The following is a 22949-nucleotide window of genomic DNA, read 5'->3' as shown; positions in this document are numbered from 1 at the left end:
ATTCTACTATATTTATATAATGCTAAAGGCCGATTGATTAGATTGATTGTTATACTATAATTTTGTCTAGTATATGATAATATATATCGATACATAAAAATTTTGATCCCGCCAAGTAATTACAATTTTAAATAAAATACAGTTTATATAGGCTTAATACATATGGAATTATATTGAAAAAATAGCAAAAATATAAAGCGTGCATGATATAATGAAGTATAGTTTTTATAATAATATTCATATCTTACACAATTTTTGTTACATTTTTATATTACAGAGAGAAGGCAAAAATAGAATGTAAATGCTATAAAAATAAAATTATTTGAGAAATTATATAGTTAAACAGGATTTTCTTTTTTTGTCTAGATAAGAAGTATAATTATATATTCTATTAAGATAGGGGGATTATCATGAAAAGATTGGTGAAAAATATTTTATTTACTTTTTTGGTTTTCAGTTTATGTTTAATTACTGCTTATGCAAATAATACTGAGGAAAAAGAAAACGTTTATTCAAAAAATCAGGTTAAAGAAGATATTGAATTTATGATAAAAACAATGGAAGATGTGCATCCTAATCTATATTTTAAAGTTTCTAAGGAAGATATAAAAAAAGAGATAGATGAACAGTTAAAAGAAATAGATAAACCTATAAATAGCATAGATGTTTATAGAAAGTGTGCACCTATTATAAGTAAGCTTCAAGATGGACACACGAGTATACAGCTTCCGCAAGATTACATAGAAAAAATCACAGCATCTGATAAGATATTGTATATGGATGTAGAGATAGAAGATGGTAAAATGTATATAAAAAATACGTATAAAAAAGAATATCAAAAATATAAAGGGTGGATGATTGAATCAATAAACGATAAAGATTCTTCAAAAATATATAATGAAATGTCAAAATATATAAGTGGTTCCCTTAAACCTTTTAAAGAATGTTGTATGGAAAATAATTTTATATTGAATTATTATATAGATAATGAATTAAAGGATGAATATATTATTAAAATTAAAAAAGATACAGAAGAAGAAATTATAAAACTAAAAGGTATTAGTAAGGAAGAAGCGGATAAGATAAATCCTAAGAATAAAAATAATAAAGATTATTACAGATATGAGAAATTGAATGATAATACAGGAGTAATTACTTTTAATGTGTTTGCAGACTTAGATAAGTTTAAAGTTTTTTTAGATAAAACATTTGAAGAAATAAATAAGGACAATATAAATAATCTTATAGTTGATTTGAGGAAAAATGGAGGAGGAAATTCTCAGCTAGGAGATTTATTAATAGAATATATTTATGATGGTAATTATGCTCAGGCAAATAGATGCGATATAAAGATAAGTAATGAAATAATAAAATATTATTCTGATTTAGCGAAAGAAAAAGGAGCAAGCGAAGAAGAAATAAAACAGCTAAAAGATGAATATTCTAAAATGCTTGGACAAATATATATGCAAAAACCAGTAGTTTCAAGAGATTATTTAGACAAACCTAAATTTAAAGGAGACGTATATTTTTTGATAGGAAGAAATACTTTTTCAAGCGCAGTTATGTTATCTTCAACTGTCAAGGATTATAAAATGGGATATTTAATAGGGGAAGAAACTGGTGGACTTGCTACAAATTATGGGGATATATATGGATTTAAACTTCCTAATACAGGATTAGATGCATTTGTATCGCATAAATATTTTGTAAGACCTAATGGACTTGATACAGGAAGAGGGGTTATTCCTGATTATGATATTAAGGATTTAGGAGGAATGGATGCTTTAGGTGTAGCATTAGATATAATAAAAAATAAATTAGGTAAGTAATACTTAGACCTTGAGAAATATATATAATTTGGTGAAAACCACGCTATTATACCTAAATCAAAAATTAAATAAGGTTGATTAATATAAGAGAGTCCAATAAATAAAATGGACTCTTTTTTCAGTTTTTAGAGTAGATATAGATATTATTTAACAGGTAACAGTCATTACTGTGACTGCATACTATTTAATAAGTACTGGTTGCTATCTCAACTAGAATAATTAGAAATATAAAATGTTAAGGAGATAAAAATGAGTATAAAAAGCTGTTTACCATCATATATCAAGTGTGGGGAGGTATACCAAACTGAGTTGCCCAATAACTTAGAGAAAAGTGAACCACCAATTGTACTAGCAGAGGTCAATGTGAATACAAAATATATACCAAGGCCATTTGTATTGGTTAAATTTTCTGAGTTTATAAACTTTACTTTATTAGGTTTGAATCCAAAGTTAAATATTACTTACCGTCTAGTTAGAAAAGATGTATGTTCAGAGTATGCACAAATTCTTCAAGAGTGGGAATTTGGACTTGAATCTTTAGAAATGCTAGAAATTGCTAATTTGGATACCAATCAACCAACTGTTCTTAGTTATTGTGATTGCTTAGATGAAAATATTAGTAACAGAATAATCTATAGATTAGAAATTATTCAAATTGAAACGAATAATGTTAAAAGCTACGGTTTAAATAATAAAAGTATTACAGCTACAGTTATAAGAGGGTTACATGGATGTAGTAAAAATTATTTGCCCTATATAAAATGTGGAAAAGTATTTAACCCTGTTTTACCTCTTCATCTTACAAAAGAGGATGAGCCTATTGTACTAACTCAATTAACAATTAACATAGAAAGTAATAATAACGCATGTGTTTTAATTAATTTCTCAAGTTTTATTACTTCGGTTTTAAAAGAAGGTCGCTTCAACAATTTAACTTTCAGGTTAGTGAAAACTTGTAGTGATTGTACTACAACGGTTCTTAAAGAATGGCCTTTTAGAAGAGTATTTGTAAATGATACTAATATTAAAGAACCACTTGTATATAACTACTGTGAATGTTTAAATTCTAAATTTAATTTATCTTGTACCTATACAATTCAATTAGTTGAGGCAGAGTTGTCAAAAGAATCTTTTTATAACATTAGCCAAAAAAGTATGACTGCTCAAGCTTATCTTGGAAAAGACCAACAAGGATTATGTTAGAAAGGAGGGGAATTCATGAAAGTTTGTTCAGGTATGCCTTTTTTAAATTGTGGAAAAGTATTTAAGGATAGTTTTCCAAATTATTTAACCCCAAATAATAAGCCTATAAATTTAGCTTTAGTAAAGGTAGATACAAGAAATATAAAAAATCCTCATGTCCTTATTAACTACTCTCAAAATTTAGAGTTTGAGATTGGAGGTTTTAATCCAAAGCTTAGCATAGCGTACAGATTAATTCGAAAGTCTAATCATACAGAGCGTACAAGAGTACTAGAATGTTGGAATTACAAAGCATCTGAAGTTATACCTACCACAGTACAGGAATTGAGTACTATTGAACCATTAGTACTAAACTTTTGTGATTGTTTAGGTGATAGCTGTGATAGTTCATTCATATATATATTGCAAATAGTAGAAATAATTACTGAAAATACGAGCTTCAATATAACTAATCAAGAAATGTCTGCTATAGTGAATTATGGAAATAGCAATAGAGGATGAATTTATTTTTGATATATCAAATTACTAAGTAAATTTCTAACACTGATTATATATGAACAAATAACAAGTCAATTATTTTTCATTGGCTTGTTTTTTAATTTGACTGTTTTATTATAAGCCAATATAATATGAGTATAATCATAAATGAGTATACTCATAATTTTAGGGAGGGATATATGGCTGGTCTAAGAGAAATTAAGAAGAAAAATACTAAAAAGGCTATATTAGAATATGCTGAGAAAGTTTTTAAGGAAAAGGGATATAAGAAAGTAAAAACATCTGAAATTGCAAAAGGTACGAATATTGCAGAAGGTACACTTTTTAATTATTTTAGCTCAAAGGGAGAGTTATTTGTTGAAGCTGTTTTTAGAGGTTTCGATATGGCAAGATACGAAGTATGTCTACCAGAAAAGATAGATGAAAATATAATAGTCAACGAATTGGTTAATCTCATTGATTTTCATATTAAAAAAATGGCCAATGTTAATAAAAATTTACTTAAAGAATATTTTTCAGTTGTTTATAGCATTAATAACTCAGAAGCATTAGGAGCAAGGAAAAGTCTTTTTAGTATGGATGAAATAGTTATGGAAGAATCAAGACAGTTACTTAGTAAACTGAAAAAAAAGTATGAACAAATAAAAGAATTTGATGTAGATATAGCTGTTGAAAGTATATATAGCTGTGTTATATTTCAATTCACAAAGTACACTTATAGCAATGAATTTTATTCCGATATGCTCAAGAACATAGGAGAACAAATTAAGTTTATTATTCGCGGTAATATGTTATAAAGATACTCTATAGTATTCAAGAAAATTGAGGACACCTAGTAAGGTAAGAACACTTAGTTAAGATAAAAATATTAAGAGTGGAGAGGTTGTATGAATATATTAATACTGCATTTTAGTGGTACAGGAAACACAGAATTTGTTGCCCGTTATATAAAACAACATTTAAAATGTAACAAAAATAAAATAACCGTTGCTCCCATAGAATCATTTAAAAAAGAATCTATATCATATTATGATACTCTTTTTTTTGGTTTTCCAGTATATGCAGGTGACGCGCCAAAATTTATTAAGGATTTCCTAAAAGATATACCAGTTACAACTACAAAAACAGCTTTCATATTTTGTACTAAGGCTTTTTTTACTGGAGTAGCTATGCAAAATGTGTTAAAAAAATTTCATGAAAGAGGATACATAGGACTAGTAAATACTGATGTCAGTATGCCTGGATCAGATGGGTTAGCATTTTTAAAAAAAGGCTCTAAAGCAGTGCATAAATTAACACATAAGGATTTTAATGAGATTAAAGAAATAGATAAAATAATAGAAATAAGTAAAGGACTAATAGAAGATTTTGAAAAGCAGAATATAGAAAAATTAATCGTAAATGAAAAATCTGTTATTACAACTCACCTTGCGAGTAAACTATTAGGATCACTATTCCGCATTATTGAAGAAAAAGTGAAAAAGGAGTTTTGGGCAAATGAGCATTGTATTAGATGCTTAAAATGTGAAAAAATATGCCCAGCAAAGAATATAAAAGTGAATAAAGAAGGGGTAGTATTTGGGGAAAATTGCTATCTTTGCATGAGATGTTTACATCAATGTCCAAAAGAAGCAATTCAAATAGGAAAAAGAACTGTCGATAAGTATAGGTGGAAAGGACCATTAGGAGATTTCAATCCACTACAATTTATAAAAAGTGAATAAAATAAATTAACTGAAGTATTGTAACAGTGAGAAAATTCGTTACTATATTATTTTCTTTGTCAATAAATAGAGTAGTCAAAAGTACTTGTCTCAAGGGCTTTAACTTTCAATAAGAAAAATATGGACCTAATCAAGTTATTTTAGTAACAGGAATAAATAAAATTGTTAGAGATATAGAAGAAACAGAAAGGAGGGTAAGGAGTTATGCAGCACCGATAGATGCTAAAAGATTGAATAAAGATACTCCATGTGTTCAACTAGGGTATTGTGTGGATTGTAAAAGTACAAATCGAATTTGTAATGATTTTGTGATAATTAGAGGACAATTTGTTAAAGGAAGAATAAAGGCAATTATTGTTGGGGAGCAGTTAGGTTATTAGGTTAATAATAAATAATAAAAAAGTAATGCATTTAGTTAATCATGGTGAATTACAAAACAAGTAACTAATGTTTTTTTCATAATAGATTGATGAGTTGTACACTTTGAAATCAAACCTGTTAAAGGTATGGCGAGATTATTTTGAGGTTGAAAAAAATTCCATATAATATTAAAATCTAGTTATTATTAATTTAGAAATAGTAAGTAAAGTGAAAATAATTCATGTGAAAATGGAGGATTATAAAATGAAAAAAATATGTAATCAATGCCAAACTGAAATGATAGAGGGCTGCAGTGTTAATGTTTAAGGTGGTTTATATGGAATTAAGATTAAAAAGAAAGGTAAAGGTTTTTTTAATAGTGCATAGGCTAAGCCTAAAGCAGCAGTATGCCCCAATTGTGGTTGTGTAGTTTTTTATATTTATGAATATAAAGATTTTGTTAAGTAAATACATATAATGGTGACAACATTTAGTTGCAATTAACTCAATGTTCTTTAGTTATGATGTAATAATAAAATTTTACAATATTAAATAGAGGTGGTAGAGAATGGTTGAAAAAAGACCTTTAGGGATAACATTAATTGGGTATTTCTATATTTTTGGAGCAGTTGTAATAGCAATAACATTATTTACAAATGCAAAAGATCAATTTGGAATTGCAGTTAGATTTGGAGTTCCTAATTTCCCAGAGAATATAATGAGAGTACTAGTGTCTATGATTTCTTTAATAATGGCTTATGGATATTTGAAACTTGAGAAATGGGGCTACTGGCTTATGCTAATCTATACTATATATTTCTTAACAGTAAGTATTACTTTGTATCAACAATATAACCAACAACCTTTTTATGGTAATATCATATGGTCAATTATAGTATTAATATATACTCTATTAAAAAGAAAATATTTTAATAAAAGGGATTATGTTTTGTAAGATATTTAAAACTATTTGCGCTATGCCATGGCTATAGTCAAACATTAAAAAGTAGAAAAAATAAGAAAATAGGAGCATATCATCATATAAAGTGAAACTGATTTGAATTATTATGTAGATTTAATAAATAATAGACCTCGGAAATGTTTAGGATATAAAACACCTTCTGAGGTCTTTTCTTTAGGATAATAGTAAAGTCTTGTACTTAACTTGACAAATTATCATAAATAAAAAGAGAATAAATTAACATCCTTATTTAATTTCTTTTTTTTCAAAAATCTCTGTTCATATTATTTATGATATGGTTCACCGTAACGGGGGTAAGTACGATTATTTATAAGACCTTTAAGTTGTGTCAAAATTGCCTGTTTCCTAGAAAAAACAAGCGTTACCCATACACACTTTCTTGAATGACTTTAATTTCTTCTCGTATACCTTGAAAATCGCCTGGCGAAAATAGCCCCTCAATAATAATAGGGGCATTGACTTGTTTCACTTTATTCAGTAGTTCCATTTGCCCACTCTCAACAATGGGGGTGCGCCCCAGTTCATCAATAAAGCCACTCACATGGATGGCTTTTATCTGTTCTCCATGATGATCCAAGTATTTATCAATATAGTCTTCAAAACGGATCGATCGATTGATATCTAATACACTATTAAAACCATGTTGATGCAATGCCTCATCAAAAGTCTGCCACGATGCATGATTAGGATTTTTTATATAATAAGGAAACGAGCAATCTCTAAATTGCGACCAATCCTTAATACAATCAAAGTGAAAAATGACCGCATCAATTTTCACTTTTTGAACAATCATCTCTAGATGAGCAAATACATCTTTCGTTGCTTTATTATTTTTGTAATTGATTCCACACCAAGGCGCATGAATCATCACATGATTAAACTGTGTCAATTTTTCACATAGCTTAGGTGATGAAGCAAACTGGCGAAGCATTTTCAATGTACTAAACGCAATAACAATACGATTAAATCCTAACTCCCTGCAAATGTTCAGTTTGCGTTCAGGTCCAATATCCCACAAACAGAATGCAGATGTTGAAATAGCAATATCACACATTAATATTTACTCCCTTCCAGTCCTAAATCTAAGTTACTTATAATTATACTTATAAAAACAGAGTCTTGTCTAATTGAATATTTCAATGTTGTTCTCTTCTGAATTCAATCTTTGAATAACTGGCTGAGAACATAAGGCCATACAACAGTAAATTATATGAAGAGCAACTAATAATAGTTTTTTTTATGTGGGGGTATTGGGTCAGTTGGTTTACCGACTGACTTAATACCCACATAAATAAGTTAGAGGCTGCTATATAAGATACTAGTCTCAAATGGTATAAAATTAGAACTATTATAGGGGAAGGTAGATATGTTTCTGTATACGCCTCATATGGAGACGGTCGTATTTATTGGTAAAAATAATTAGAAAATTGTATAGTGGTTAAGCCTTAAATGACACTTATTAAAATGCCGCTACTATAATAATATTTTTATAAAACTAAAGATTGTGTCTTATCCAATATCCTAAAACTTCTTAAACTCGCTCTGCTCAGACAAAAGAAGTTTATTAACGGATATAGTAATATCACAATCTAAGTTTTTGGAAGACTGTTAAAAATCAGTAGTTAACATTTTAATAAGTGTCAATTTTAGATTGAATTTAGATATCTTTTATGCACCATAAATATACATAAAATACAAATTTATGATAAAATGTTAAAATGGGTAATCACAGGGAGAAAGGGGAAGTCTTGAATGGAAAATTTACATAGTATTTTTATTAAAAACAATTTTGAACTAAAAAAGGAAACAAGCAAGGCTATAGAATATGAAAATATTAAAGGTCAAAATGTGGTGTATTTAATTCCTAATAAAGAAATAAGCATTGTTCTTAATCCAGATATTGTAGAAGTAAATGCTGAATTGAAAAGTAAAAGCAATAATAAATATCATAGTACAGCATTAACACAATTTCCTAAAAGAAAGAATAATGGAGAAAAGCCAATACATTATGGATATTCTTTCAAATTTGAAACAGAAGGCGAATTAGATTCCTTTTTAAAGAGCATAAGTGATATTTAAATTTAGTAAAAAATGAAAAGTTTAAAAAGCAGTATCTATTAAAAGCTACTGTTTTTTTTGTACAAATATATAGTATTTCTAACACTTTGCACGAAAAATATGAAAATTGTATATATTTAGACTATAATTAATATATAAGAAAAAGTATTTATATTATTATGTTGATTAGATATGTTTAATGAGAAAGTTGAAAGTGAGGTTAATGAGGTGAAATGTATAGTTGAATTTTTAAAAAAATATAACAAAAAGACAATCGATCTATATGATTTGGCCTATCACATAGATAATAGACCTATAATTAACTGGTCATCTACAGAAAGAAAATTATTTATAGATAAGCTAAATGAACTAGAAAATAGCAGCATTTTAGAATTGAAAAAAAGCAAAAGAGGTGAGATTCAGCTAGATTTTATTCATAGAAATATAAAAATAAATAAATGGAAACTTATGAGTAATGTGGAGATTAAAGATGATTTTCTATATAGAAAGGATATAGGTATTGATTCATCTTATTATTTAAAAAATACTGATAAATATAATCTAGAAAAAGAATACATTAAGAATATAGTTGATTTTTTAGATGAAAATAAACAAAATTTAACGTTAAACGAAATTAGTTACATTATTTTCAAAGATGAAAAGGCACTTTCTCAACCTCAAAAATCTTATGTAAATGGTTTAAATATACTTAAAAATCTTAATCTTACAATCGAGGATTTAAATTATTGTAATGTAATTGCTCCTTTTTATTATCATTTGAATAAATATGGAAATACAGTTTTGATTGTTGAAAATAAAGATACATGCTATTCTTTGTTTCGCATTCTATATAAAACTCAAACAAATATTAAAGGAGTAATATACGGTGAAGGAAGGGCTATATTAAAAAAATTTAAATTTTTAGATGTTTATAATTTAAATTCAGATATAAAATTTTTATACTACGGTGATATTGATCAGGAGGGTTTTGATATTTTCAGATCACTTTTACAAAAGTATCCTGATTATAATATTCACTTATCTAAGATTTTATATCAAGAACTTCTAAATTATGAATCAAGACTATTAAAGAATAAAAGAAAGCTAGACAAGCTTGAATTATCTACTTTGATTGAAAAACTATCAGAAGAAGAACAAAATAAAATTATAAAAATAATAGAAGAAGATAGGTATATTCCTCAAGAAGCATTAAATTTTGAAAAGATGAAGGTGTTGTTAAATGGATTACAAAATAGATTATACTGATTCAAGTAATAGACAAGATATTATAAGTGTTTATTCATTATATTTTTATATTGTGCAGTCTAGTGATTATCAATTTAATTTGGGACACTTAATAATTTCATTATTAGTATATATGGTAGAGGAAGGTCGTCTTAACTCATATGCTATGAAGGTGTTTGATTTAAAATCATTTGTAAATGAATATTTAAAAGGAATTGACAATAATGAAACTATAAGCTTGGATGAACTTGTAGAATCGTTATTATCTAAACTTCAAGGAGCTAAAGCAAGTGGAGAACCTATATTATTTAAATATTATGATTCAGAGACTAAAAAAAATAGGTCCTCTAAGATTTCATATATTGACTATGATATAAAAGGCGAAGGATTTAGGGTTACAGATAAGGGGTTAGAGTTTTTAATATCATCAAAGGAGATTCCTCAAGAAGCAAAGCTTACTGTGGCTCTTTACTTATTCAAACTACAGATAGAGAAAGGAAAGTATAAAGCTGCATTAAACACAATAAAAAATATTAGTTTAGAGACCTTGAGACAATTAGATATAAAGAATGAAGTTTTAGCAATGAATAGATTTGGACATGAAGATGCTAGTAAAATTTATAAAAAATACTGGGGAGATTTTTTCGAAATTAGAAGTGAAGAAACAAGCCATTATAATGATGCAAGAGATAAACTTAATTTATATAAAGACACAGTATTTTTAGAAAAAAACAATATAAAGTTAACACCAGAAGACATTGAGGTTCTTAAAGCTATAGATATTGAGCTAAATAAGAGCTCAAATCTTCAATCATACTATACTAGAGAAATAGCAAAGATGCCAAATGAAATGTTAGAGATAGATAAAAACTCTATGATTAATGTATTTATGAATTTGTTTAACCTTAAAGAGCATTTTAATAAATTAACAAGATTAGATACGCATATGGACGAATTTTTGTATTCTCTTCAACCACTTTTTATGCCAAAAGTAAATAAGGGATTGGGTATAGAAGGTTCTTTTGCTCCACAAAAGATTATTAAAACGGTTCAAAATGTCAAGCCGAAGGAGGTAGATATAAAGTCGAAAAATATAGTTGATAATACAACAGTATATACACAGAGAATGAAAAATAATTATTTTAAGCTATTTTCACTTATGATCATGTATTTAAAAGAAGAGAAAGATAGTATAGAAGATATTAAAGATTTTATAGATTATGTAAGAGAATCCAAAGAAAGCTTAGCTATAAAATCAATTGATTTTTTAAGTTTCTTTTTAAGCTTAAGCTATTTGCCGGATCAGAGTAAATTAAACGATGTAGATGAAGAAAATATTCAAACAATAAAGTTAGAATACGATAAGCGTATTGTTGACAAACCTATTCAAATATTTCAAGTTAAAGAATTATTGACGTATTTTTGGTTTGATAAATTACAAATGAAATATAATGCAGAACTTAAAATTTCAACAAATTCAAAAGCTATAGTCTACTTAGATGATAATAATGAAAGAAGTATAGGAAATTTAAAAATAAAACTAATTGAAACTGGGGGTGTTAAGTTTGATAGATAAGATAGATATTGTAGGAAAAGGCCTAAAAGTTTTAATTGAGAATGGAAAACTTGATAGAAAAGAAGAACCGAGACTATATGAAGAAATTATAAATAACATTGATATATTGAATGACTTGGAAAAGCTATGTCAAAATATAGGTCTATATTTAAGCCAAAAATATGGGGGATTTTATGTATCGCCTATACCCGGAGTCAGAACATTTAGTTATTCAAATGATGAGTTGAAAAAGGCTCTTTGGAATGGTTTTAACAATGAAGATATGTATACCGGTTTGTTTATTATTGCAACAATTGTAACAGAGTTTTTTCCAGAAGCAAATGAAGTTGCAGCAATTCCTTTTTTAAAGGTAAATAAACTAATAGAGATTATTGATAATAAGATTGATGTTTTAAGAAATAAAGCTAATCTTGAAGAGGTTAGTTATGAACAGTCATATAATTTTGAAGTTGTGGTGAAAAAATGGACCGAGCTTCCAAGAATAAGGATGAACAAAACAGATATTGATAATAGACTTGAACATGGTAAAAGGTCAAAAATACAAGTTGTAAATACAACATTGAGATTTCTTGAGAATCAGAACCTAATAAAGAGTGTGGATTTTAATAGTGATAAAAATATATATGTTACAGATAGGTTTAAAGCTACAATTCACAATGTTTTTAATAATGAATATATTCAAAATGAAATATATGATTATATAGAGGGTTTAAGAGAAAAAGGAAACTTGATTCAACTTAATGAAAGTAGGTGATGTAATGTCAACGCTTGAAGGTATGAGACTTGTAAATATACATGCAAATAATAATAATATTATATATACAGATGAATGGTTCAAAATAAATGGTAAAAATACTTTAATAGATATGAAAAATGGAGGGGGAAAGACACTTGCTGCCCAAATGCTTTTTCAAACCATACTTCCAAACTCATATTTCTCTGATAAAAACCCTATAATAAATCTATTTAATAATGTGCAAAAGGGATCGGCGATTCACTGTATATCACATTTTTCCGTAGAGGGAATGCAGTTTAGAAATATATATCTTGGATTTACAGCTATGCTAAAACCTAGGATTGATGACAATGAGGAAGCGTATGAAGAGTTAGGTAGTTTAAAGTATATGAATTATATTATTTTTGGAGATAACTTAGCGGTGGATAATCTATCAATTGATACATTACCTTTATCAAAAACAGTGTCTGGAAAATTTCAGGCAAGTGGTTACGATGATTTAAAAAAGTATCTTCAAAATAAAATGAGATCTGATAATCATAATCGTAAGTACATTATTACAGTTTTTGAAAATAGAAAGACACCATACTATAATGAACTTAAGAAATATGGTATAAATAGTGAAGTTTTTGAATTATTAAAAGAAATAAATAAAGATGAAAACTATATTAAACAGTTTTTCGAAGAAAATTGCAAAACACCTAGAGAACTTTTGAGTTCATTTATTATTCCTAATACGGAAAAAGCTTTAGATTCAAGAAATTTCATTATGGAAGTGGAGAAAATAAACAAATCACATCAGTTGGCAGAATCATTATATGAAAAATCACAAAGCTTGAACAAACTTAATACTTTCCATTCAGATAAGTCAGAATATGAAAAACTAAAAAACAGTACAATTGATTTGATAGAGTATATTAATTCTAATAAAGGAGCGCTAATATCTTTTGATAATCATTTAAGAGAGTATCCTAAGCAGACTGCTATGTATAAAGTTTTAATAGATAATAAAGAAGAATCAATAAGAGGTATACAATCAAAAAAGATTGAGTTAAATAATTTATTAGACAAATTAAAGGAAGAAATTGAGAATATTGAAATAAGAGAAATAAGATTAAAGTATTTAGAATTTAAAGAAAAACTTGAATACGCGCAAAAGGTATTACAAGATAATATAGATGAAATAGAATACATAAAAACACAATATCGAAGATTGGAAGCTACTAATCAGATAATAGACTATAAAAGATATGAATCAAATAAAATAAAAATTGATGAGAGACTAGAAAAATTAACAAATGTTTATTATGATGAGCTAAAATCAGTTTCGGAATATGCTAATACAGTTTTAAAACTCTGTAAAGATTCGTTAGATGAGCTTAAAAATGAAAAGAAAAAATCAAAAAGTGATCTAAAAGATAAAAATGAGTATAAAGATAAACTTATTGAATTAGGAGGAGAGTTAAAAACACAGATTAAGAACACTGAAAGTGAAATAATTAATTATGATGATGAAGTTAATATGATAAGTAATGAAAATAATAAACTGATTCAAGAATTGAGAAATTATCCTTGTTATAGTGGAGTATTAATTGATGCGGATGAATACGAAGCAGTTGATAAATTTATAGATGAAACATTATATAAGATAGATAAAACTGAAAAGGATATAAATTCTATAAAAAATGAAATAGAAAGCAAAAACATCGAAGTAGCAAAACTAAGCCAAAATTTTAAAAATACGAAAGAAAAACTTGAAGAAAAAAATGAATATTGGAATAAGTATCTAGACTCTTTAGAAAATGTAAAATCTAATGTAGGGATAGATGAATCTGATTTTAAAGATGTAATTAAAGAAAAGAAACAAGAATTAAAGAATAATACTGAAAAAAAATCAATATTGGATAATGATAAACATATTTTACAAGATGAAATAGATATACTCGAAGATTATGGATTTTTAAGAAGTAGATCAAAATACGATGCTTTAAATTATTTAAAAGGAGACTGGAAGTATGCTGAATTTGGATCAGAATTATTAAAAAACTACACAGAAGAAAAAGTGGAAAATATATTAAGTGTTTTTCCAGGATTTCCTGAGATTTTAGTAGTATCTGATGAAGACTATGAATTAGTTCGTAATGGTAAAAAACAAGTGAATTTATCTATTGCTAAAGAAAACTTGGTTTTAATGTCTAGATCATTGGTTAATAATTTAGATGAATTAACTTTTGATAATATATATTTATTAACCCCTAATAAACAATACTATAAGGCGTTACTAGACTCGAAAGTAGCAATTGAAGATAGAACTAGAAAAATAAGAAAAATAGAAAGTTTAATGCAAGTAATTTCAGAAGAAGAGGATATTCTTGAGAATCAAATCAATATTTTAACACAACATATTGCCAGATATCCAAAAAATGATATTGTATTACTTGAAAAAAATATTAACGAATTAAATGAGGAAATAGTATCGATTAAAAATAAAATAACTATTGAAGAAAATTGCATTACAGATTTAAAATTTAAAAATCAAAATCAAATTGATAAAAAAGAAGTATTAGAAGACGCCTTAGATAAAGCAAAAATAAAAAAAGAAATATTAATTAAAAAAATAGAAATAACAAAAAAAATTGATGAAATCTATGTTGAATTAAGTGTGAAAAAAAACATAAAAGTTAAATATGAAAAAGAATTAACTTCAAACAAATCAAATATTTCTTTGGTTGAATCAGAAATTGAAAATATATTGAACATAATTAAAAGACTAGATGATAATATCAATGAAAAAAATATATATGCTCAAAAAGTTGATAAATTTACAAATGCAGAATATGCTACATTGGAAAGCTTCAATATTGAAGAAATGTTTAATAGGTTTAAAGAAGCAAGAGAAGAGTATGATATAGAAAGTCAAAATTATGGTGATTTATGTAATAAGCAAAAAGAGCTTGAAGAAAATATGGATGAGATAAAACAAAACTTTAAGGTTAAAGAATTTGGATTTGAAATCCTTTATGGTGAAAATTATATTGGAAAAATTAAAAATGAAGAATTTATTTCAATGGAAATTAAATTAAAGAATTTAGAAGATATTAAATCTAATCTACAAGAAAAAAGAAATGATGTTGATTCAGATTTAAAAATGATTTCAAAACAACTTAAGGATAAAGAACAAAATAAAACTGTTTACTATGAAAAATTTGATGAATTAAATAAAGAAGAACTTAAATCAATCAAAAAAGAAGCTAAAGAAAATACTTGTAGAATTGAATCAGAGATGAAGAAATTAATATCCAAAGAAAAAGAAAAGAAAGAAAAGCTAGAAGTTTTAAAGTCGGAATTCAACAAGTATGAAGGATTTTGTCATGCAAGACAGCTCAGTTGGGCAGATTCTATTTGTGCAGTTGATAAAATTATTTATAATGAGATGAATAATAAATATGAAAAATTGAAAAATGAATACGAGCGAAGTATGAACAAAATTAACACTAGAATAAAACAGCTAGAATCGAATATTCAAAAACTTAATATAAACGTACAAGTTAAACAAAAGTTAAAACATAGTTTGCTTAAAAAGAATTCAATAGATGAGATTAATTCTTTAGTTAATCTTTTAGAACAAGCTATTAAGAATGTAGATACAACAATTGAAAATATTGAAGTATCAATACAAAATATTGGAAAACTTGATAAAGAAATTGCTATGCAAGTATATAGAATGTTAGAAACAATATTAAATGAAGTTGCTAAAATACCAGATTATTCAAAGTTTAAATATGGAGAATATACAAAACCATCTTTTATTATTAATTTAACTGAAAAAGATGGATGTAGAGTTGAACAGGACATTGCAATAAATAGAATCAAATCATATATTTATGATTTGGCAAATCGTGTTCAAAGTGAAGATCTAACTAAAAAAGATATTAAGAATAAACTTAGTATAAAGAATCTTCTTCACTTTGGTATAGATTTTGATAAATTACAGATAAAAATTCTTAAAATAGAAGAAGGAAAGCCTAAATACTATAATTGGGGAAGGTTATCAGCTTCTTCTGGACAAGGATATGTTACTTATGTTATGTTTGCAATTACCATGATTAAATACTACAATAATGTAACACAAATAAGAGAAAGAACAAAATCTCATATATTTATATTTTTAGATAATCCATTTGCATCTGCTTCATCTCTTGAATTGTGGGAACCAGTAAGAAGATTTCTTGATAAGAGTAATGCGCAACTATTATGTGTGGCTCATAATGTTCCAAGTTCAGCTCAAATATTATTTGACAAACATATATTAATAGAACAAAAAATCAACTCTAAAGGTCAGTATATTAATATAATAAGAAATGAAAAAACAGAAGCAAAAGAGATTGTGCAGATGAATTTACTAGATCATTTAAATATTGAGTAATAAAAAACAGAAAGTTAAATATATTACTTATAAAGTCAGCAGCAATTTAAGCCAAAGAGCTAGTAGTGTTAATAGATGAAGTTGAAATTAGAATTTATTATAGTGATTTGGCAGAAGTATGTAGATGGTTTATAAAATTATACGAAAGGTTTAATGTTCAAGCATTTATGGCTTTATCTAGTAATGTATTTTATATTGAGCTCAAATCACACACATCAAAAGCTACATAAACTAATATAACCAAGGGGGTATAACTCAATAAAAGATATAAGAGTATCAGACTTTCAAAAAATAATAAAAATATATTAGAAAAAGAAAACATACAGAAAAATAAGGATATAATAGATATTGTACCAGATATAATTATTCAATTTGGAAAATATAAAGGAAAAAGCTTCAAAGATATAATAGAAGAAAAATCAAATATAGAATATTTATATAAAAATACTAAAAGTCCAAACATAAAGAATGCAAGCCAAAAAGCACTTTAAATATATAAAGTCTAGAGAAAATCCTCTAGGCTTTAACTATGCTTTCATATATATACTATTAAAAATGGTTGGTGGTATTTGGTTTACCTACTGACTGGATAGCTACGTAAAGCATATAAAGATAGTTCATATAAAAAGTTACATATAAAATTGAGCTGTTACTCCATCGACTAAATCATCATAGGTTATTATTTCAAAATCTGAATAGTCAGCTTGTATTTCTTTCCAGACATCATCAGAAAAATTCCATCGTCTTCCAACTACAAGTATTCTTTTAGGTTTTAATACTTTAAAACCATACTTTTCTTCAAACCACTTTCTATTATTAGGATCTTCAAAATATGTTTTATATTTTCTCGTTTGACCTATATAGGATTGTAATTCAGCAGAAAATACTTCTCTATTATGCTTTCCAACTATTGATTTACTTTTAAGGTCAGGTAATTTGAATTCAACAATATCTGCATAATTATTTGGTTTTAATACAAAAAAATCTGGTCTGATATCTTTTATATCTTCACTCTGCCATTTGCATGCTAATTCTGGATAAATTTCTTTTGACAAAAATCCCATTGTTAAGATAAACTTATTTTCATTTCTTGATAAAAATTTTGTAATATCAATTTCTCTAGTTTCTTTATTCCCAATTAATTCTATAAATCTATTTATTTGAACAAGCTTTTTATATTTATATTCAATTGGTAGGGTATATATATATTTTAGGTCAAGATCTACTAGCTTTTCATAAAAAGACAAATTAATTTTAAAAATATCATTTTCTCTTCCACTATCGTCATATTTCAATGGAATAAAGTCAATCCATTTAATGTGTCTAGTTTTTAAACCATTTTAAATCTAATTATTTTATCTAAAAAATTTTCATCAGATTGAGAATAGTCAAATATTTTAATTTCAAATTGAGAATCTGGTTCTATACTAGTTATTTTTTCTGGTCCAACGTATTCTATTGCTAAATGAGTTTTACCTACATAAAAGATTATTTTCTCTGGATTAAGTAAAAAACCAGAAAATGAAGATAGTATATTTGGATTATTTTTTATCTTTTTATACATGGGATCCAAATATAGTTCCATAATCTTTTTTATAGACATAATAGCAAAATCTTGCATAGTTAATATATGGCTCAATTTAAACACTTCTCCTCAAAAAATCAATTTATTTTATATGATATTATACCATATTCTAGAAAAAAATTTTCAAGTAAAATATCAATTATATGACACGATTGTACGTTTGATATATTTAAATTAAGACATTTGTACCATTTATAGGGAACTTTATGTTTTTTATTTTTTTACATGATGTATTTGTAAACTATGTAATTGTATTTTGTGAATTTAACTTATATTACCAAAATATGATATAATATGAAAAGAAAATACAAAAAGATCCAATTAGAAAATCTTATACTATATACTGATCTGTCAATTATTTTTTAGTATGAGATTTTGGTTTTTAAAATAGCAATTAATCCTATAGATATAGCATTGTAGATACTTATTATGTCTAATAATGGAAAGTTAGGGTATGGTGAACCATATACTAGGGGAGTTAAGTTTTTATCATAGGCATTGAAATACATTAATAAAGCTAACTGGGAGGATTTATGATAGGTGAAAATTCTGATTTAGATTATTCTGAACTAATAGTTCATCTACAAATTGAGAAAATAATTCGTTATGGGACTATATCATCAGAGTTAAGTGATTTAGATTTACTAATAGTTTCAAATGATTTTGAGAGTATGTTTATGCCTAAAAGGCTAAGTGTTACAAAAAAATATGTAAAGGCAAAAAGAAAACTTGATTTGATTTGTTTGACTAGTGAGGAATTTGAAAAACTACAAAAAAAGCCAAATCAATTTAGTGTTAATATTCTAATCAAGGGGGAGTTGCTATATGAAAGAAGAGTATAAATATTTATTTCAACATCTTGCGAACTCAGTTCATGAATATGTAAATAAGTATGCTGATGATGAAAATTTAAATATGTTTATTAGAAGTAGATTAGCAGAAGCATACTTATCGATTGAGAGTTTACTTGAGAATAAATTTATTGAGCCTCACGAGAATGTAATCCTGAAAAGAGATTTGTCAAAAATTTTTAATAAAGTTTATAGTGAAGAGTCACTTTTTTATTATTCTAGCTTTTATTATGCATATCAAAAAGTCAAAAGTGGTGATATTGAAAAAATCCAGAATCAGTTTCATAAGATAAATTTAGATGTTATGACAATGTTACTTAGTGTTAGGTCAATAATGAAAGGTGAAAGTGACCTAGGTTCATCTACTGATGATTATTTCTTTTCAAGAATGAAAAATTGTACTTGGGCGTTTTCATATGTTATTAATAATAACTTAGAGGATTATTTTATTCCGTCAATGTATTGTATTGGCAATATGATGCAAACCCTTTCACTTTATTATAAAGCAGGGAAGAGTAAATATAGAGATAGAATTATTCCTTTAATGAGTTTATTGAGTAATGAATTAGATAAATATATATCTAAAGAAAGAGTGAAGGAAATTATCAAATCAAATTGTCAGTTAAAATATTTCCTTGAAAATCAGTTATGGAATTATTCAGACATGAATAATGAACACTATGATTTATCTATTGATATTGATGAAATAATGAATGAGAGGGCAAGGGGATCACTAAGAATACTTACAAGCTTATACAATATTGATATTGATAAGTTTAAACAATATTTTGAATTAAAATCTAATGACTTTGCTGAAAAAGCTGAGGAAATGCATATTCTTGATAAAATATTGTTTTTAAGGGTATTGTCAAATTATTTTAAATTAAGGGATGAAGAGGTGTCATATTTTGACCTTGGGCTATATGAAAAAATAACCAGAATTGATACAGAAGATTTTATAAACCAAGTTTTTAATTTAAATAAAATTGATATTGAAAGTGTAGAAAAATATCATATAGATAATTTGAAAAAAATGAAAGACGATGAATTACGTGTTAAGTTTTCAAAAACTATCAATGGTGTAAGTGAAAGAATATTACAAAGAGAATCATGCAAACCTCATGGTGCATTTGAGATTTCCGACATGGAAGTACCTATTATGTATCGAGGTAAGAAATATTATTTGTGCATGCCTTTTAAATCAGGTGTTGAAATAACAAACAAAACGGTCCCTGTTGATGTTTCATATCAAATTGTAAGGCCATTTATTGAATTTAAAAACTGTGTTGTGGTATTTGTAACTGCAAAAAAATGCTCAGAAAACCTTATGAATTACATTAAGAAAATAAAAGATTCTCTAGGATGGCCAATTGAAGTTATTGAAGAAAAAGTTTTGGCAAGCTTACTAATAATGAATGGTGAATTATAATAGGAAACTCAATAATATTTTACTTAGTTAAGAAGTAAAATACGAAGTTAGATTAAGTAGGGTGAACTGTATAATAAGTAAAAGTTTTTTTAATTATATATGACATATAGTGAAATAATTAAAAATTCTATAAAATATTGAATTAATATGGGGGTATATATGAATATAGATGAAAAAGTAAAAACTTGGTATAGTACAATGACTTTTGATAATAAACATTGTTTTTTATGTGGGCTACCATTAGATGAAAATAATGGTACATCAGAGCATGTTTTCCCAAAATGGTTACAACGCAAACATAATCTATGGAACCAATTCTTGACACTTCCTAATAATAGTAAGATTCAATATCGACAGCTAGTTGTTCCATGTTGTAAGAAATGTAATAATGAATATTTGTCAGAAATAGAAAATCAGATTAAGAATGCTTTTAATTTAGGTTTAGAAGAAGTTAGAAATTTAGACAGTAGAATTATTTATAAATGGATTATGAAAATATTTTATTGTTTAATGTATAAGGATTTGTCTTTACAAATAGATAGGGGTTCTAAAGAGAAAGGAAATATATTAACTCCAGAGATGTTATCAAAATATAGGTTTATGTTTGATTGTATGCAGTCCATAAGAATGTCTGTTGAAATAGATGAAAGATATTCTTCACTATTTATATTTGATATCCATAAAGATATTAGAAAAGATGCAAGTTTGGACTTTTTCTATGTTGATGACATCCTTCATTCGCAAATAGTCATACAATCTGACAATGTCGGAATAATATGTTGTATAGGTGACAACAAAGTTATTGAAGAACGTTTAAAAAAATATTTTGAACCTTTTTATGAAATGAAGTTACATCCCGTTCAGTTTAGACAACTTATAACAGATGTATTCTATCATAGATTGTTGCTAAAGAATAGCAGTAATAGTATTATGATGCCTAATGAAATTATATTAATGCCATCATTTTTTAATTCATTTGATGAGTATAATGTTAAGGAATACGCAAAATGCTTGTTTTATCTACTACATAGTTTTGGATTTGAGTTTGAAGACATATATGATTCTCAGTTAGATGCAGCACTTAATCTGTTAGTAGATAAAAATAAGAGAATAATTAAATATGATGAAAATAATTTAGTACAATTTGGAGATATACATGAAGGGTATATAGTAGAATCAGCTAAAGATGTTAGGATTTGTGCAAGCCCATTTCCAAAGTAAAATATTGACTTAGTAATAGTATGTAGAGAAAGTTCATAGAATATTGTCTATATTTTATTATCTGCACTTGAATATAGATTAATAAGATTTTATACAATAGTAGTATAGATTAAAAATTTTACTTTCTTTAATTTTAAGGTAGACATCTTTACTCAAAATAAGTATTAAGGTGCGTTCAAATATATACCGTGATAGACTCCTTACCTACCTTTTTGGTACAGTTTATAAACTATGAATAGATAATAGTACGTATAAATATAATTTAAAATAGTAAATTTTTCTTAGGAGGGTTTATTGATTGGGAACTAATAATGTAGCGGTATCATATGCTTTACAAAAGATTTACTATAAAACTGTAAAGAACCTAGTTGAAAAGAATATGTCATTGAATGATATATTAAAAGAACTTAAAATTATTGGACTAGAAAATAAAAGATCAAAAATAAAAGATTTAGAGGAGTATATAAAAAAACACTTAGGATTAGAATGGGATAAAGATAAGAATATATGGAAAAAAACATCTCAGATAAGTATGCTTACTGATTACTACGAAGACGCTGTTGAAATATCCTGTGATAATGCACTGTTATCCTTAACAGAGAATGATACTAAAAGTATGTTGAAGGATATGAAGTACATACTATCAAATGTGAACAAAATTACAAATGATGTTGATAGAATAGTTAGAGATATTGATACAATTGTTGCAACTATTAAGCCGAGGTATGATACAGAAAAAAAGGATGAAAAATAAAAGTACATACTACCTATCGTAGATAAAATATGAAAACATAAATATCTTTTATAAAAAACAGTAGATTATTAAATCTACTGTTTTTTTTGTATATATATACAAAATTCTACATAAAAGACAAAAAATAGATTTATTTTGTGGTAAAATATACCTATGGTAAATTATTATATTTTATTAACTTTATGATATAACTTAAATATTGAGTTTTTATAAGGTATACAGAATATTAAATAGTATTTAGTAATGCGGAGTTAAATGTAGAGAGCAAAGTAGTCAAATATTGAACAAATTTATTAAGATTTATAATATGATGCGGTGAACCGTACCATAAATAACGACGATTTTTTTAACTGATGAAAAGACAGATTAGAAATCATTAATTGAAATAAATCAACCACTTCTGATCTTGGATTATAACAAATCATTGTCAACATCAATTTTAGGCAAATACAAAAGAAATTGGTAGATT

Annotated in this window: 19 protein-coding genes and 1 pseudogene; 17 read left to right on the top strand and 3 right to left on the bottom strand. The window is 26.3% G+C overall.

The window, feature by feature from the left end; translation table 11 throughout:
• Positions 1-410 precede the first annotated feature (410 nt).
• The 7 genes and pseudogenes from M2214_RS10035 (at position 411) to M2214_RS10005 (ending at position 6572) form a co-directional block, all read left to right on the top strand.
• Positions 411-1832, top strand: coding sequence for a S41 family peptidase (locus M2214_RS10035; RefSeq protein ID WP_248477014.1), 1422 nt, complete (start codon positions 411-413; stop codon positions 1830-1832).
• Between the two features lie 249 nt (positions 1833-2081).
• On the top strand, positions 2082-3035 hold the full coding sequence (locus M2214_RS10030) for a DUF4489 domain-containing protein (RefSeq protein ID WP_248477012.1): 954 nt from the start codon (positions 2082-2084) through the stop codon (positions 3033-3035).
• Between the two features lie 15 nt (positions 3036-3050).
• Positions 3051-3536, top strand: coding sequence for a DUF4489 domain-containing protein (locus M2214_RS10025; protein WP_248477010.1), 486 nt, complete (start codon positions 3051-3053; stop codon positions 3534-3536).
• A 176-nt stretch (positions 3537-3712) separates the two neighbouring features.
• Positions 3713-4330, top strand: a complete 618-nt coding sequence (locus M2214_RS10020) for a TetR/AcrR family transcriptional regulator (protein WP_248477008.1) — start codon at positions 3713-3715, stop codon at positions 4328-4330.
• A gap of 90 nt (positions 4331-4420) precedes the next feature.
• Complete coding sequence (locus tag M2214_RS10015; protein WP_248477006.1) at positions 4421-5257, top strand: EFR1 family ferrodoxin; 837 nt, start codon at positions 4421-4423, stop codon at positions 5255-5257.
• Between the two features lie 131 nt (positions 5258-5388).
• Positions 5389-5637: pseudogene (locus M2214_RS18440) on the top strand (LUD domain-containing protein); the annotation flags it as partial.
• A 548-nt stretch (positions 5638-6185) separates the two neighbouring features.
• Positions 6186-6572, top strand: a complete 387-nt coding sequence (locus tag M2214_RS10005) for a hypothetical protein (RefSeq protein WP_248477004.1) — start codon at positions 6186-6188, stop codon at positions 6570-6572.
• Between the two features lie 388 nt (positions 6573-6960).
• Here M2214_RS10005 and M2214_RS10000 read toward each other — a convergent pair whose 3' ends face one another.
• Positions 6961-7653, bottom strand: coding sequence for a hypothetical protein (locus M2214_RS10000; RefSeq protein WP_248477002.1), 693 nt, complete (start codon positions 7651-7653; stop codon positions 6961-6963).
• Between the two features lie 698 nt (positions 7654-8351).
• On the opposite strand from M2214_RS10000, the gene M2214_RS09995 reads away from it, so the two are divergent.
• From M2214_RS09995 to M2214_RS18175, 6 genes are all read left to right on the top strand, one after another.
• Positions 8352-8678 carry a hypothetical protein gene (locus M2214_RS09995; protein WP_248477000.1) on the top strand — a complete coding sequence of 109 codons (327 nt, stop codon included), beginning with the start codon at positions 8352-8354 and terminating at the stop codon, positions 8676-8678.
• 171 nt (positions 8679-8849) lie between these two features.
• Positions 8850-9923 (top strand): Wadjet anti-phage system protein JetD domain-containing protein, encoded by a 1074-nt coding sequence (locus M2214_RS09990; protein ID WP_248476998.1) that lies wholly within the window; start codon positions 8850-8852, stop codon positions 9921-9923.
• On the top strand, positions 9898-11478 hold the full coding sequence (locus M2214_RS09985; protein WP_248476996.1) for a hypothetical protein: 1581 nt from the start codon (positions 9898-9900) through the stop codon (positions 11476-11478). Before M2214_RS09990 ends, M2214_RS09985 begins: the two co-directional genes overlap by 26 nt.
• On the top strand, positions 11468-12232 hold the full coding sequence (locus M2214_RS09980; protein WP_248476994.1) for a DUF6063 family protein: 765 nt from the start codon (positions 11468-11470) through the stop codon (positions 12230-12232). Before M2214_RS09985 ends, M2214_RS09980 begins: the two co-directional genes overlap by 11 nt.
• Positions 12219-16640 carry a coiled-coil domain-containing protein gene (locus tag M2214_RS09975; protein ID WP_248476992.1) on the top strand — a complete coding sequence of 1474 codons (4422 nt, stop codon included), beginning with the start codon at positions 12219-12221 and terminating at the stop codon, positions 16638-16640. The genes M2214_RS09980 and M2214_RS09975 overlap by 14 nt, the downstream gene beginning before the upstream one ends.
• A 107-nt stretch (positions 16641-16747) precedes the next feature.
• A complete protein-coding gene (locus tag M2214_RS18175) occupies positions 16748-16870 on the top strand; it encodes a hypothetical protein (protein ID WP_256466669.1) in 123 nt (40 codons plus the stop codon).
• Between the two features lie 399 nt (positions 16871-17269).
• On the opposite strand, the gene M2214_RS09970 is transcribed toward M2214_RS18175, so the two are convergent.
• Together M2214_RS09970 and M2214_RS09965 are read right to left on the bottom strand one after the other, a co-directional pair.
• A complete protein-coding gene (locus M2214_RS09970) occupies positions 17270-17935 on the bottom strand; it encodes a Shedu anti-phage system protein SduA domain-containing protein (protein ID WP_248476990.1) in 666 nt (221 codons plus the stop codon).
• 35 nt (positions 17936-17970) lie between these two features.
• A complete protein-coding gene (locus tag M2214_RS09965; protein ID WP_248476988.1) occupies positions 17971-18261 on the bottom strand; it encodes a hypothetical protein in 291 nt (96 codons plus the stop codon).
• 497 nt (positions 18262-18758) lie between these two features.
• On the opposite strand from M2214_RS09965, the gene M2214_RS09960 reads away from it, so the two are divergent.
• The 4 genes from M2214_RS09960 to M2214_RS09945 all read left to right on the top strand — a co-directional run bounded on the left by M2214_RS09960 (position 18759) and on the right by M2214_RS09945 (position 22480).
• Positions 18759-19067: a hypothetical protein gene (locus M2214_RS09960; protein WP_248476986.1), complete on the top strand. Its 309-nt coding sequence runs from the start codon at positions 18759-18761 to the stop codon at positions 19065-19067.
• Positions 19051-20505, top strand: coding sequence for a hypothetical protein (locus tag M2214_RS09955; RefSeq protein ID WP_248476984.1), 1455 nt, complete (start codon positions 19051-19053; stop codon positions 20503-20505). The genes M2214_RS09960 and M2214_RS09955 overlap by 17 nt, the downstream gene beginning before the upstream one ends.
• A gap of 159 nt (positions 20506-20664) precedes the next feature.
• Positions 20665-21726 (top strand): HNH endonuclease, encoded by a 1062-nt coding sequence (locus M2214_RS09950; protein ID WP_248476982.1) that lies wholly within the window; start codon positions 20665-20667, stop codon positions 21724-21726.
• A gap of 298 nt (positions 21727-22024) precedes the next feature.
• Entirely contained in the window at positions 22025-22480 is a 456-nt protein-coding gene (locus M2214_RS09945) for a hypothetical protein (protein WP_248476980.1), read from the top strand.
• The last annotated feature ends 469 nt before the right edge of the window (positions 22481-22949 follow it).

The sequence above is a fragment of the Tepidibacter aestuarii genome (genome assembly GCF_934924865.1).
Classification (GTDB): Bacteria; Bacillota; Clostridia; order Peptostreptococcales; family Peptostreptococcaceae; genus Tepidibacter_A; species Tepidibacter_A aestuarii.
This window is presented reverse-complemented; position numbering and strand designations above follow the sequence as displayed.

Excerpts from the sequence above, each read along its gene's own strand:
- M2214_RS10035 (WP_248477014.1), top strand. The coding sequence starts at position 411 with ATGAAAAGATTGGTGAAAAATATTTTATTTACTTTTTTGGTTTTCAGT.
- M2214_RS10030 (WP_248477012.1), top strand. The coding sequence starts at position 2,082 with ATGAGTATAAAAAGCTGTTTACCATCATATATCAAGTGTGGGGAGGTA.
- M2214_RS10025 (WP_248477010.1), top strand. The coding sequence starts at position 3,051 with ATGAAAGTTTGTTCAGGTATGCCTTTTTTAAATTGTGGAAAAGTATTT.
- M2214_RS10020 (WP_248477008.1), top strand. The coding sequence starts at position 3,713 with ATGGCTGGTCTAAGAGAAATTAAGAAGAAAAATACTAAAAAGGCTATA.
- M2214_RS10015 (WP_248477006.1), top strand. The coding sequence starts at position 4,421 with ATGAATATATTAATACTGCATTTTAGTGGTACAGGAAACACAGAATTT.
- M2214_RS10005 (WP_248477004.1), top strand. The coding sequence starts at position 6,186 with ATGGTTGAAAAAAGACCTTTAGGGATAACATTAATTGGGTATTTCTAT.
- M2214_RS10000 (WP_248477002.1), bottom strand. The coding sequence starts at position 7,653 with ATGTGTGATATTGCTATTTCAACATCTGCATTCTGTTTGTGGGATATT.
- M2214_RS09995 (WP_248477000.1), top strand. The coding sequence starts at position 8,352 with ATGGAAAATTTACATAGTATTTTTATTAAAAACAATTTTGAACTAAAA.
- M2214_RS09990 (WP_248476998.1), top strand. The coding sequence starts at position 8,850 with ATGTTTAATGAGAAAGTTGAAAGTGAGGTTAATGAGGTGAAATGTATA.
- M2214_RS09985 (WP_248476996.1), top strand. The coding sequence starts at position 9,898 with ATGGATTACAAAATAGATTATACTGATTCAAGTAATAGACAAGATATT.
- M2214_RS09975 (WP_248476992.1), top strand. The coding sequence starts at position 12,219 with ATGAAAGTAGGTGATGTAATGTCAACGCTTGAAGGTATGAGACTTGTA.
- M2214_RS09965 (WP_248476988.1), bottom strand. The coding sequence starts at position 18,261 with ATGCAAGATTTTGCTATTATGTCTATAAAAAAGATTATGGAACTATAT.
- M2214_RS09960 (WP_248476986.1), top strand. The coding sequence starts at position 18,759 with ATGATAGGTGAAAATTCTGATTTAGATTATTCTGAACTAATAGTTCAT.
- M2214_RS09955 (WP_248476984.1), top strand. The coding sequence starts at position 19,051 with ATGAAAGAAGAGTATAAATATTTATTTCAACATCTTGCGAACTCAGTT.
- M2214_RS09950 (WP_248476982.1), top strand. The coding sequence starts at position 20,665 with ATGAATATAGATGAAAAAGTAAAAACTTGGTATAGTACAATGACTTTT.